This window comes from Peribacillus sp. Aquil_B1 (genome assembly GCF_022603275.1).
Lineage (GTDB): Bacteria > Bacillota > Bacilli > Bacillales > DSM-1321 > Peribacillus.
The window spans coordinates 994,195-1,007,230 of record NZ_JAKXEE010000001.1; the positions used below are offsets into that span (position 1 = coordinate 994,195).

Below are 13,036 nucleotides of genomic sequence, written 5' to 3' on the forward strand. Positions count from 1 at the left end.
TGGGAGGTAGTGAAACTATGAGCAAGATTATTGGTATTGACTTAGGTACAACAAACTCTTGTGTATCTGTACTTGAAGGCGGGGAACCAAAAGTAATCCCGAATCCGGAAGGAAACCGTACAACTCCATCCGTAGTGGCATTCAAAAATGGAGAAAGGCAAGTAGGGGAAGTGGCAAAACGCCAAGCGATTACAAACCCTAATACGATCATCTCCATTAAACGCCATATGGGTACTGACCATAAAGAAGTAATTGAAGGAAAAGAATACTCACCTCAAGAAGTTTCTGCAATCATCCTTCAATACTTGAAATCATACGCTGAAGAGTATCTTGGCGAAAAAGTCACTAAGGCGGTTATCACTGTACCTGCTTACTTCAATGATGCAGAACGCCAAGCAACTAAGGATGCGGGTCAAATTGCCGGCCTTGAAGTGGAACGTATCATCAACGAACCGACAGCTGCAGCACTTGCATACGGTTTGGATAAAACGGAAGAAGATCAAACGATCCTTGTATTCGACCTTGGCGGCGGTACATTTGACGTGTCGATCATGGAACTTGGAGACGGCGTTTTCGAAGTTAAATCCACAGCTGGTGACAACCGTCTAGGTGGGGATGATTTCGACCAAGTCATCATTGATTACCTGGTTGAAGCATTCAAGAAAGAAAACGGAATCGACCTTTCAAAAGATAAAATGGCGGTTCAACGTTTGAAAGATGCAGCTGAAAAAGCGAAAAAAGATCTTTCCGGCGTAACGTCAACTCAAATTTCTTTACCATTCATCACTGCTGGAGAAGCTGGCCCGCTTCACTTGGATGTAACGATGACTAGAGCTAAATTCGATGAGCTTTCTACAGGTCTTGTGGAACGCACTATGGGACCAACTCGTCAAGCATTGAAAGATGCTGGTCTTTCCGCATCTGAAATCGACAAAGTAATCCTTGTTGGTGGATCTACACGTATTCCTGCGGTTGTTGAAGCGATCAAAAAGGAAATCGGTCAAGAACCAAGCAAAGGTGTAAACCCTGATGAAGTGGTGGCTATGGGTGCTGCAATTCAAGGTGGCGTATTAACAGGGGATGTTAAAGACGTTGTCCTTCTTGATGTAACACCACTTTCACTTGGAATTGAAACGATGGGCGGAGTATTCACGAAACTGATTGACCGTAATACTACGATTCCGACAAGTAAATCACAAGTATTCTCGACAGCAGCTGATAATCAAACGGCAGTTGATATCCATGTCCTTCAAGGTGAGCGTCCAATGTCTGCGGATAACAAAACTCTTGGCCGTTTCCAATTGAGTGACATTCCACCGGCACCGCGTGGAGTACCGCAAGTTGAAGTGACATTCGATATCGATAAAAACGGTATCGTGAACGTTCGTGCGAAAGATCTGGGCACGAACAAAGAACAAGCGATCACTATCAAATCATCTTCAGGACTTTCTGATGAAGAGATCGAACGCATGGTACGTGAAGCAGAAGAAAATGCCGATAGCGATAAACAACGTAAAGAAGAAGTTGAACTTCGTAACGAAGCTGATCAATTAGTTTTCCAAACGGAAAAAACGCTAAAAGATCTAGAAGGTAAAGTGGACGAAGCGGAAGTAACAAAAGCGAATGAAGCGAAGGATGAACTGAAAGCTGCAATCGAGAAAAACGAGCTTGAAGAAATCCGCGTGAAAAAAGATGCGCTTAACGAAATCGTTCAAGCTTTGACAATGAAGCTTTATGAAGAAGCGGCAAAAGCTCAGCAAGCTGGAGAAGCCGGTGCTGGCGAATCAGCTCAAGATGATAATGTGGTTGATGCTGAATACACTGAAGTTAACGAAGAAGAGAAAGAGAAAAAATAAAAAGTGACTCAATCGGGGCACTGAAATATTGGGCAGTTAGTTTCTGCCTGCCATTTTAAAAAAGTCAAAGTCAGGTTATCTTGACTTTGGCTTTTTTTACAATGGATGGAATCATTGTCAGGAAGTGTTGCAATCGCTGGTGGGGAATCAAGGGATTTTAGAGAAAAAGATGTGCAAATCGGGGCTGGTCGTACCAATTACAAAAATGTGTCAAAGCCGTTTGTACTTTTCTAGTTGATTATTATCTTCGTTCAGTGATAATATTACCTTTATGTGAATCGAATCGGGAGTGGATTTTAGATATGAGTAAACGCGATTATTATGAGGTGTTAGGCCTTTCGAAAAGTGCTTCGAAGGATGAAATCAAAAAAGCGTATCGAAAGCTCTCCAAACAATATCACCCTGATATTAATAAAGCGGACGATGCTGCGGATAAATTCAAGGAAATCAAGGAAGCTTACGAAGTATTGAGTGACGAACAGAAAAAGGCCCATTATGACCAATTCGGACATACAGATCCAAATCAGGGCTTTGGCGGTCAGGACTTTGGCGGTTTCGGCGGTTTTGAAGATATTTTCAGTAGCTTCTTTGGTGGCGGCGGTCGCAGGAGAGATCCTAATGCACCGCGTCAAGGGGCGGATTTACAGTATACGATGACGCTTTCTTTTGAAGAGGCTGCATTCGGTAAAGAAACTGAGATTGAAATTCCGCGTGAAGAGAATTGTGATACTTGTAAAGGATCCGGTGCCAAACCTGGTACAAAAGTGGAAAACTGTTCACATTGTCAGGGAACCGGTCAATTGAATGTTGAACAAAACACAGCGTTCGGAAGGATTGTGAACCGGAGAGCATGTCACCATTGTCAAGGTACAGGAAAAATCATTCCTAATAAATGTTCAACATGCGGCGGCGACGGAAAAGTCCAAAAACGTAAAAAGATCCAAGTCAAGGTGCCGGCAGGAATCGATGATGGCCAGCAGTTGCGTGTAACCGGCCAAGGAGAGCCAGGAATCAATGGAGGTCCGGCAGGAGACCTGTATGTAGTCTTCCATGTACGCAGCCATGAATTCTTTGAGCGGGATGGCGATGATATTTATTGTGAAATGCCGGTTACGTTTGCCCAGGCAGCATTGGGCGATGAAATAGAAGTTCCGACGCTGCATGGAAAAGTGAAGCTGAAGATTCCGGCAGGTACACAAACAAGCACTCGTTTCCGATTAAAAGGCAAAGGTGTTCCGAATGTAAGAGGATATGGCCAAGGAGATCAGCATGTGGTCGTATTAGTGGTCACACCCAAGAAGTTAACGGAAAAACAAAAGGACTTGCTTCGTGAGTTCAGTGATATCAGCGGACAAGGCGTAGATGAACAAGATGATGGCTTTTTCTCAAAAGTAAAGCGTGCTTTTAAAGATAGGTGAATAAAAGTAAAAGAACAAATTGGGAGTTGGTAGATTATGAAGTGGTCTGAATTTGCAATCCAAACAACGAATGAAGCGGTTGAACCTGTTTCGAATATTCTTCATGAGGCAGGTGCGAGCGGTGTTGTCATTGAGGATCCTCTAGAATTAGTCAAGGAACGTGAAAATGTTTTTGGCGAAATCTACCACTTAAACCCAGATGATTATCCGGATGAAGGTGTAGTCATCAAGGCTTATCTGCCCGTTAACAGCTTCCTTAACGATACAGTTGATGCTATTAAGGAATCAATCAATAATCTCCTTCTTTTTGATATAGACCTTGGGAAAAATGTTGTTTCAATTAGTGAAGTGCATGAGGAAGAGTGGGCGACGGCTTGGAAAAAATATTATAATCCGGTCAAGATATCCGAACGTTTTACCATCGTGCCAACATGGGAAGACTACACTCCAGTAAGCAGTGACGAATTGATCATTGAACTTGATCCAGGCATGGCTTTCGGAACGGGTACACATCCGACTACGGTCATGTGCATCCAAGCGCTGGAGCGTACAGTACGGCCTGGGGATTTAGTCGTTGATGTAGGAACGGGTTCTGGTGTTCTAAGCATTGCAGCTGCATTATTGGACGCAAAACGAATCCAGTCCCTTGATTTGGATGAAGTGGCAGTACAGTCAGCCATCCAAAACGTTGAAATAAATAACGTGCAGGATAAAGTGTCCGTTTCACAAGGCAATTTGCTGGATGGTGTGAATGAACAAGCGGATATCGTCGTGGCTAATATTCTCGCCGAGGTGATCATGCGTTTTACGGATGATGTAGCGAAAGTCGTTAAACCTGGCGGACATTTCATCGCTTCCGGAATCATTCAAACTAAGAAACAAGATGTGAAGGATGCGATTATAGCATCTGGTTTCACGGTTGAGGAAACGATCTTGATGGAAGATTGGGTGGCAATAATAGCGAAAAGAAATGATTAATTGAAAAAGTTACTCTGATTATCGGGTATTTTGATAGTCAGAGTACCTTTTTTTAGCTTGAATCTTTGCATGGCTTGCATTCTGGATTCCTGACTGTTAGCCTGTGAGTTTTTTAGACTAGACGAAGTGGGTGGCAGTGTGCAACGGTATTTTCTTAACGATGTAGACATCAACGGAAACACGGTGACGATATCAGGCGATGATTTTCACCATATCGCCAGGGTGATGAGAATGGGACCAGGGGAGCGGATCATTACGGTAAAAAGTAATGGTATGACAGCTGTCGCGGAAATTTCGGAAATTACTGATGATGCTGTTATAGGGACCGTTAACGAATGGAAGAATGAAGAAAAGGAACTTCCTGTAAGGGTTGTGATAGCGAGCGGTCTGCCTAAAGGGGATAAGTTGGAATATATCGTTCAAAAGGGTACTGAACTGGGTGCCGTTGAATTTATCCCTTTTATTGCTGCTCGTTCGGTGGTAAAATGGGACCACAAAAAGGTAGGTAAGAAATTGGAGAGGCTCCAGAAGATTTCAAAAGAGGCGGCTGAGCAATCTCACCGCACGGTTATCCCTGCCATCAAGGAACCGATGACAGCAGATCAGCTAGCTGGTTATGCAACTGGTTTCGATCATAAATTAATCGCTTTTGAAGAAGTGGCAAAACGGGGGGAAACTTCTGTACTCGCTTCTGTCTTGAAAGATATCACCGCTGGGCAATCCATCCTATTCGTTTTTGGGCCTGAAGGTGGTTTAGCAGATAAGGAAATTGAAAAACTGACTGATGCCGGTTTTATGGCTTGCGGTCTTGGACCAAGAATATTAAGAACTGAAACAGCACCTTTATATGCACTTTCCGCTGTTTCTTATCATGTAGAACTTTTGAGGTGATGAAAAATGGCAACGGTCGCTTTCCATACATTAGGCTGTAAAGTGAATCATTATGAAACAGAGGCTATATGGCAATTATTCAAAACTGGAGGATATGATCGTGTTGAGTTTGAAAATACATCCGATGTATATGTCATCAACACATGCACGGTGACAAACACTGGCGATAAGAAGAGCCGTCAGGTCATCCGTCGTGCCATTCGTAAAAATCCGAATGCCGTCATAGCGGTAACGGGATGTTACGCACAGACATCACCGGCAGAAATCATGGCCATACCAGGTGTGGATATTGTTGTAGGAACACAGGACAGGGTTAAACTCCTTGATTATATCGAGCAATTCAAGGTTGAGCGTGAGCCAATCAATGCCGTAGGAAATATCATGAAAAACCGTGTCTACGAAGAGTTGGATGTACCTGCTTTTACAGACCGTACACGAGCTTCACTTAAGATTCAGGAAGGTTGCAATAATTTCTGCACTTTCTGCATCATCCCTTGGGCCCGTGGCTTGATGCGTTCCCGCGATCCAAAGGAAGTCGTTCACCAAGCTGAACAGCTTGTCGAGGCAGGCTATAAAGAGCTAGTCCTCACCGGAATTCATACTGGCGGCTACGGAGACGATTTGAAAGACTATAATTTGGCGATGCTGCTGCGTGACTTGGAAAAAGTGGATGGATTGAAGCGTATCCGTATTTCATCCATCGAAGCCAGCCAGATTACAGATGAGATCATTGAAGTGCTGACGAATTCGAAAAAAGTGGTACGTCATTTGCATATTCCAATCCAATCGGGTTCCGATACCGTTCTAAAACGGATGAGACGTAAATATACGATGGATTTCTTCGGGGATCGGATCGAGAAGTTGAAAATTGCGCTTCCGGGTCTTGCTGTTACTTCTGATGTCATCGTAGGTTTTCCAGGTGAAACAGAAGAAGAATTCATGGAGACATATAACTTTATAGAAAAATATAAATTCTCCGAACTTCATGTTTTTCCTTATTCAAAACGGACAGGGACTCCGGCTGCCCGTATGGAAGATCAAGTTGATGAAGATGTCAAGAATGAACGCGTACATCGCCTTATCACGTTGTCGGATCAGCTGGCAAAAGAGTATGCCTCCCGATTCGAGGGGGAAGTTCTTGAAGTCATTCCTGAAACGAAGTTGGAAAATGGCCTTTATGAGGGCTATTCCGATAATTACATGAAAGTCGTCTTCCCGGCTTCGGAAGAAATGGTCGGTGAAATCGTCAAAGTGAAGATTACAAAGTCTGGCTATCCATTTAGTGAAGGTCAGTTCGTGACGGTCGTGAAGGATTTTCCTATGCAACAAGCAGCCAATATCTAATCTAAGACAGCGGTAAATCGCTGTCTTTTTTTTATCCTCTTTTTAGATGTGTTATCTTGGTACTTTCGGGTAAAGACTATATATATCGTCAAAGTGGATAAACTATGGTATTATGAGAGGTACGTACAACTAGGTATAGATTGTTTTTGAGGAGGATTTATTAATGTCACAAAATGTAGCAGGTTTAATTGACCACACGTTATTAAAAGCAGATGCAACCAAAGAGCAAATAAAGGTATTATGCGAAGAAGCAAGAGAGTATAACTTTGCTTCCGTATGCGTGAACCCAACTTGGGTGAAATATGCAAGCGAACTTTTGGAAGGTTCAGAAGTGAAAGTTTGTACCGTTATCGGCTTCCCTCTAGGTGCAACCACACCGGAAACCAAAGCTTTTGAAACGAAAGACGCCATCTCCAATGGCGCTCACGAAGTCGATATGGTGATCAATATCGGCGCATTGAAGGACAAGGATGATGAGTTGGTAGAGCGGGATATTCGTGCTGTTGTAGCGGCATCCACTGGTAAGGCTCTGTCAAAAGTGATCATTGAAACTTCTTTATTGACTGATGAAGAAAAAGTCCGTGCATGTGAATTGGCCGTAAAAGCCGGAGCGGATTATGTGAAAACATCAACTGGTTTTTCGACCGGCGGAGCGACTGTTGAAGATATCACGCTTATGAGAAAAACAGTTGGCCCGGATATCGGTGTCAAAGCTTCAGGCGGAGTCCGCAACACAAGCGATGCCCAGAAAGTGATTGAAGCCGGTGCAACAAGAATTGGTGCGAGTGCAGGTGTCTCAATCGTAAAGGGCTTAACGGCTGATTCAGATTATTGATTTTGTAAGGACCGTATAATAAGTCCCTGAAATAAAACAGGCGGAGAAAAATGAATTATTTTTCTCCGCCTGTTTTTTATTGATTTTATAAATAAAATTGGATTGTAATCTAAATGGAAACTCACCTGCCAATGTGAAATGATTCCATGAAAAAAGAGGACCCGTATCATTTTTGAATTTGTATATTTCATTTTTGGACCCCATACATACGAAAAAAAGCTTATTGTGTATTCAATGATATTAAGGGGCATGAGGAAGTAAACGTGAATATATTAAATTCATAAAGTAGGGAAAGGAATATGAAGAAACGAGCTTTTAATTTTCTTTTATCAACAAAAACTACCTACGATGAGTGGTGAAAACTATGGTGAAATTTTGGGTATTTAACACTTTAATAACCGTTTCATTTATATTGGCAGTAACGTTTTTTTATCTAACATCCTTTTCTAATGAAGGTTTGTTCGTTTTGATAATAGCTGCTGTTATATTAAGTTGTTTGAGCTTATTAAACCATAAGACTAATTATAAAAAGATTAGCTAAAATCGTTTACCACCCTTAATATCTATGCGTTTGAGTCTATCTTATATAAGGCTGTCCCATAGTCAGTAGCCATTGACTTTTAGGACAGCCCTTATTTCTTTAAGTGTTGCCGATGCACCAAAAGAATGAGGTTGGAGAATTGCCGTGCGCATGGCAAGACGGCCAAAGAAGTCAAGATATTGAAAATGACACTGGCATGGGCGAGCTGTGCCCCCTTGTTTTCGGTGAAAAAGGCAGCAGCGCTTTCCAGAATGTCCACAAAAGGCAGGAATGCGGCAACCCCGATGACGTTTAGCCAAATATGTGCATAAGCTGTGAAGGCAGCTTGTCTGCCAGAACCGATGCTGGCCATGTATCCGGTGATGCAAGTGCCAATATTCGATCCGAGCATGATGATGATTGCGGAGGAGACGGATAACTCCCCGTTCATCAAAAAGCTCATGGCTATCCCGATGGTTGCCGAACTGGAGTGAATGAGTGCGGTCAATAATATCCCGGCTAATAGGGCATAACTCATATGGCCCTCTATGTAATGGATGAGCGTTTGTATCGAAGAATAGGCTGCAATCGGTGTCGAAAGCATTTTAAAACCACTCATCGCCGCGAAGATGGCCGAGATTCCAATCAGGGACATCCCTATGCTTCTCGGTAATGCTTTAGGCATGAAGCAAAGGAAAGCGCCGCTTACGACACCGGGGATGATCCAACGATCCAAGGAAAAGGTCATGAACTCTGCTGTAAAGGTGGACCCGATATTCGTTCCAAGAATAATCCCGATTGTTTGCGGGAACGTTAAGCTTCCTGCGGAAACAAGGCCGACCGTCATGACCATGACCGCCGAGCTGCTCTGCAGGATCCCCGTAAAGATGGTTCCGGCCATGAAACCTTTCCATGGCTTATCCGTAACCTTCGAGAGAAAATTTTTTAATGCTGCACCGGACATATTGAACAGTCCGATTCGTAATACTGACATACCCGCCAAAAATATCGCAATGAATAATAAGAATAAAAATAGCTCATGCATGACTGTCACCTCTTAATAAGCTTATGGCCCATTAACAGGAGACATGCTATAAATTGGATTTCATGCAAGTTGAATGATTGTTTAGTGAAAAATTATGATAAGAACATGATAATATTCAAAATAAGTTTAATTTTATTAGTTGACCTGTTAAAGATGATATATTATAATTGTTTAGTACATGTATAACATGTTGACAACTTGAGTTAGTGTGTTGTTTTCGGAGGGAGGGAAAGAGATGTCTAAAACCGTCGTTCGTAAAAACGAATCGCTTGAAGATGCTCTTCGTCGTTTCAAACGTACTGTATCTAAAGCAGGATCGCTTCAGGAAGCTAGGAAGCGTGAATTTTATGAAAAACCAAGCGTAAAACGTAAGAAAAAGTCTGAAGCTGCAAGAAAACGTAAATTCTAAGAGAGGGTGGAAAGATGAGTCTTCTCGAGCGTTTAAATAATGATATGAAACAAGCGATGAAGAACAAGGAAAAGGACAAACTATCTGTTATTCGGATGCTGAAGGCTTCCATTCAAAACGAAGCCTTGAAGCAGAGGCAAGATTTAACAGATGATGAAGAATTGACAGTGCTCTCTCGCGAATTAAAACAACGCAAAGACTCCCTCCAGGAGTTTGAAAACGCAGGTCGTTCAGATCTCGTGGATAAAGTCCGCACCGAACTAGTATACGTAGAGGCTTATATGCCTGAGCAACTTTCAGAAGAAGACATTTCTACTATCGTTAAACAAACGATTGAAGAAGTCAATGCAACATCCAAAGCAGATATGGGGCGAGTTATGGGAGCTTTAATGCCTAAAGTTAAAGGTAAAGCGGATGGTTCTCTAGTAAACAAATTAGTACAACAACATCTATCTTAAACTCTAAACTTAAAACTCGAAACCTAACCGCAGGCAAATTGCCTGTGGTTTTTGTGTGTTTCATGAATTTTATGCGTATATTCTTGAAAAGAAGCCCATGATAATAGGGGCACTTTTAATTTTATTTGCTTTTTTTGAAACCTTTTTCATATACATACGTAATAACTAAAGAACAGAGTAAAGGGGTGCTCATTTGCTCCTTATTCGAATTTAGTTGAGTGCTGAATTTACTGGTGGGTTTTCCTCCTGAGAATTGGAGGCACTTACCGCGTTTAATACGGGAAAGGGGGCGTTCCGTTGAAAATTTGGCGTTATTTATCTGTATTCTTATTTGGATTGCTGTTCACCATGTCTTCTTTTGGGGGATCGACGGTATCTGCAAACCAGGAAATCGTTTACCATGTACCGATAGAAGAAACGGTGGAAAAGGGACTCTCGGCCTTTCTGGAACGCGCGCTTACCACTGCTGAAGCAGCTGATGCAGATCTTGTCGTTTTCGAGGTGAATACCCCTGGAGGTGCTGTGGATGCAGCAGGGGAAATTGCAAAGTTACTGTCGGATTCACCAATCAAGACAGTTGCCTACGTCAATAACAGGGCTTTATCTGCAGGGGCATACATTTCTCTTAGTGCAGATGAGATCTATATGGTTCCGAGTGCCACCATGGGATCTGCAGCTGTGATTGATTCAACGGGGAACGCTGCAGGTAAGAAAGCGCAATCTTATTGGTTAGCTGCCATGAAGACTGCTGCAGAACAAAATGGACGTGATCCTATATACGCCCAGGCGATGGCGGATGTTGACATCGATCTACCCGAATATGGAGCGGAAAAAGGGAAGTTGCTGACATTTACAGCCGAACAGGCAAAAAAGGCTGGATATAGTGAAGGCACCGTCTCTGGGAAAGCGGAGCTGTATAGTATACTTGGAGTTGAGGATGCTGATATTCGGTCAATCGAAGAAAGCTTTCCTGAGAAACTTGCCCGCTTTTTGACCAACCCGATCGTCGTTCCCATTTTATTAACGATAGCGGGAATCGGGATTGTGATGGAATTGTTTTCACCCGGTTTTGGAATTCCGGGGGTCATTGGAATCACCAGTCTTGTCTTATTCTTCTATGGTCATCTTGTCGCTGGTATCACCGGATACGAATCGTTAGCGATGTTCATCATTGGGGTCATTCTCGTACTCATTGAATTTTTTATCCCAGGGGGGATTATCGGGCTGCTCGGATTTACAGCGATAGTGGGGAGTCTTTTCCTCGCGACAGGAGATCCGGTCCATATGACGATATCCTTGCTAATTGCGGTCACCGTATCCATTTTGGTATTCATCCTACTTGTAAAGGTGTTTGGAAAACAGATGAAATTTTTCAGGAAAATGATATTAACCGATGCAACAAAAACGGAACAAGGGTATGTCAGCAATCCGAATCGTTTGGATTTATTAGGTGTTGAAGGGAAGGCCCTTACAGATTTGAGGCCTTCAGGAACAGCCTTGGTCAAAGACGAAAGAGTGGATGTCGTGACTGAAGGAAGCTTTATTTCCAAAGGTTCGTCAATCGTCATCGTTAAAGTTGAAGGATCAAGGGTAGTCGTCCGGGAAATTCCGGATTCAAATTAAAATTAAAAGATACAGGAAGGATGAATCATTAAGTGATAACTTCAGGAACGATATTTATTGTACTGGCAGTGATTGCTGCCATCATCGTATTGGCAGTATTTTTCACATTCGTACCAGTAATGCTATGGATTTCCGCTTTAGCGGCAGGAGTCAAAATCAGTATATTTACATTAGTTGGGATGAGGCTTCGCCGTGTTATACCAAGCAGGGTCGTCAACCCGCTTATCAAGGCCCATAAAGCTGGAATCAATGTTTCAACGAATCAATTGGAGAGCCATTACCTTGCAGGCGGTAATGTCGATCGAGTGGTGAATGCATTAATTGCTGCAGAACGTGCCAATATCGTGCTGCCTTTCGAACGGGGTGCAGCCATTGATCTTGCAGGCCGTGATGTACTGGAAGCCGTTCAAATGAGCGTTAACCCGAAAGTGATCGAAACTCCGTTCATCTCTGGTGTGGCGATGAATGGTATTGAAGTGAAAGCGAAGGCAAGGATAACGGTCCGGGCCAATATTGAACGCCTTGTCGGTGGTGCCGGTGAAGAGACGATCATCGCCCGTGTAGGTGAAGGGATCGTATCGACGATCGGTGCTTCAAAAATGCATACGGATGTACTTGAGAACCCCGATTTGATTTCACGAACGGTTTTATCGAAAGGGTTGGATTCAGGAACGGCATTCGAAATCCTTTCCATTGATATCGCTGAAGTGGATATCGGAAAAAATATCGGGGCCATATTACAGACGGACCAAGCCGAAGCCGATAAGAAAATAGCCCAGGCAAAGGCCGAAGAACGCCGTGCCATGGCTGTTGCACTTGAACAGGAAATGGTTGCCCGTGTTCAGGAAATGAGAGCGAAGGTTGTTCAATCCGAAGCGGAAGTTCCATTGGCCATGGCCGACGCACTGAAAAGCGGAAACCTTGGAGTGATGGATTATATGAATATCCAAAACATCACGGCCGATACGGATATGCGCGGTTCCATCAGTAAAATTTCAGACAATCCAAAAGATAACAACAATAACCATAATAATAATTAGGTCAGGGAAGGAAGGTCTTTAAATGGGAGATTTTATTGATTTCTTTCTCCAGAACCCATTCCTTATCATTGTCTTGATCGGTATTTTAACGTCCATGTTAGGAAAGAAAAAGCAGAATCAAGATCCTAACACGCCTCCGAAAAAGAAATGGCAGGAGGTCATGCGGGAGCTTCAAGGTGAAATGCAGCAAGGAAATCCGCAGCAAAGGCCAGCCCCTGCTCCTGTAAGGAAAGTCGAACAGCAGGCAGCTCAGGCTGTTGAAGTGATCGATGAGACGACGAACGATGCGAACAAAAGAATTGCGGAGCTTAGAAGGCTTCAGCAGAAGTACGACCAGGAGCGTTTATATCAAAAAGCGAAGGCGGATCAACTTACATCAACGATTTCTGATAATAAAAGTCCGGTCTATCGCCAAGGGCCGTCTTTTGGTAAAAAACAGCTGATTGATGGCATCATCATGTCAGAAGTGCTGGGACCGCCAAGGGCAAAGAGAAGTCTTCAGAGGTCCAGAAGGTGATTATTCAGAGCCCGGGGCTTTTTTAAGCCCGTCATTAAATGAGCATGAAAAAATAGACTTTCATTCCCTTATAATTTTGTGCTAGAACCCTCTTTCATTTCA

Annotated in this window: 12 protein-coding genes; 11 read left to right on the forward strand and 1 reads right to left on the reverse strand. The window is 43.1% G+C overall.

The annotated features are described in order from the left end of the window. Nucleotides 1–17: 17 nt before the first annotated feature. The 6 genes from dnaK (at nt 18) to deoC (ending at nt 7,322) form a co-directional block, all read left to right on the forward strand. On the forward strand, nt 18–1,856 hold the full coding sequence (dnaK, locus tag MPH60_RS04920) for a molecular chaperone DnaK (protein ID WP_241589844.1): 1,839 nt from the start codon (nt 18–20) through the stop codon (nt 1,854–1,856). Between the two features lie 302 nt (nt 1,857–2,158). Continuing rightward, nucleotides 2,159–3,274 (forward strand): molecular chaperone DnaJ, encoded by a 1,116-nt coding sequence (gene dnaJ, locus MPH60_RS04925; protein WP_241589843.1) that lies wholly within the window; start codon nt 2,159–2,161, stop codon nt 3,272–3,274. Nucleotides 3,275–3,310: 36 nt separating this feature from the next. Further along, entirely contained in the window at nt 3,311–4,252 is a 942-nt protein-coding gene (prmA, locus tag MPH60_RS04930) for a 50S ribosomal protein L11 methyltransferase (protein ID WP_241589842.1), read from the forward strand. A gap of 138 nt (nt 4,253–4,390) precedes the next feature. Then, nucleotides 4,391–5,143, forward strand: coding sequence for a 16S rRNA (uracil(1498)-N(3))-methyltransferase (locus MPH60_RS04935; RefSeq protein WP_241589841.1), 753 nt, complete (start codon nt 4,391–4,393; stop codon nt 5,141–5,143). Between the two features lie 6 nt (nt 5,144–5,149). Further along, nucleotides 5,150–6,487 (forward strand): tRNA (N(6)-L-threonylcarbamoyladenosine(37)-C(2))-methylthiotransferase MtaB, encoded by a 1,338-nt coding sequence (mtaB, locus tag MPH60_RS04940; protein ID WP_241589840.1) that lies wholly within the window; start codon nt 5,150–5,152, stop codon nt 6,485–6,487. A 163-nt stretch (nt 6,488–6,650) separates the two neighbouring features. Further along, nucleotides 6,651–7,322, forward strand: a complete 672-nt coding sequence (gene deoC, locus MPH60_RS04945) for a deoxyribose-phosphate aldolase (RefSeq protein ID WP_241589839.1) — start codon at nt 6,651–6,653, stop codon at nt 7,320–7,322. Between the two features lie 632 nt (nt 7,323–7,954). On the opposite strand, the gene MPH60_RS04950 is transcribed toward deoC, so the two are convergent. Continuing rightward, nucleotides 7,955–8,887 (reverse strand): Na/Pi symporter, encoded by a 933-nt coding sequence (locus MPH60_RS04950; RefSeq protein ID WP_241589838.1) that lies wholly within the window; start codon nt 8,885–8,887, stop codon nt 7,955–7,957. Between the two features lie 235 nt (nt 8,888–9,122). Between MPH60_RS04950 and rpsU the strand changes: the two genes are divergently transcribed. From rpsU to MPH60_RS04975, 5 genes are all read left to right on the forward strand, one after another. Continuing rightward, nucleotides 9,123–9,296, forward strand: coding sequence for a 30S ribosomal protein S21 (gene rpsU, locus MPH60_RS04955; RefSeq protein ID WP_028391853.1), 174 nt, complete (start codon nt 9,123–9,125; stop codon nt 9,294–9,296). Between the two features lie 14 nt (nt 9,297–9,310). Continuing rightward, nucleotides 9,311–9,754, forward strand: coding sequence for a GatB/YqeY domain-containing protein (locus MPH60_RS04960; RefSeq protein ID WP_241589837.1), 444 nt, complete (start codon nt 9,311–9,313; stop codon nt 9,752–9,754). Nucleotides 9,755–10,051: 297 nt separating this feature from the next. After that, nucleotides 10,052–11,377 (forward strand): NfeD family protein, encoded by a 1,326-nt coding sequence (locus tag MPH60_RS04965; protein ID WP_241589836.1) that lies wholly within the window; start codon nt 10,052–10,054, stop codon nt 11,375–11,377. Nucleotides 11,378–11,427: 50 nt separating this feature from the next. Next, nucleotides 11,428–12,417, forward strand: a complete 990-nt coding sequence (gene floA / locus MPH60_RS04970) for a flotillin-like protein FloA (protein ID WP_405390709.1) — start codon at nt 11,428–11,430, stop codon at nt 12,415–12,417. 22 nt (nt 12,418–12,439) lie between these two features. Further along, nucleotides 12,440–12,934 carry a hypothetical protein gene (locus tag MPH60_RS04975; RefSeq protein WP_241589835.1) on the forward strand — a complete coding sequence of 165 codons (495 nt, stop codon included), beginning with the start codon at nt 12,440–12,442 and terminating at the stop codon, nt 12,932–12,934. The last annotated feature ends 102 nt before the right edge of the window (nt 12,935–13,036 follow it).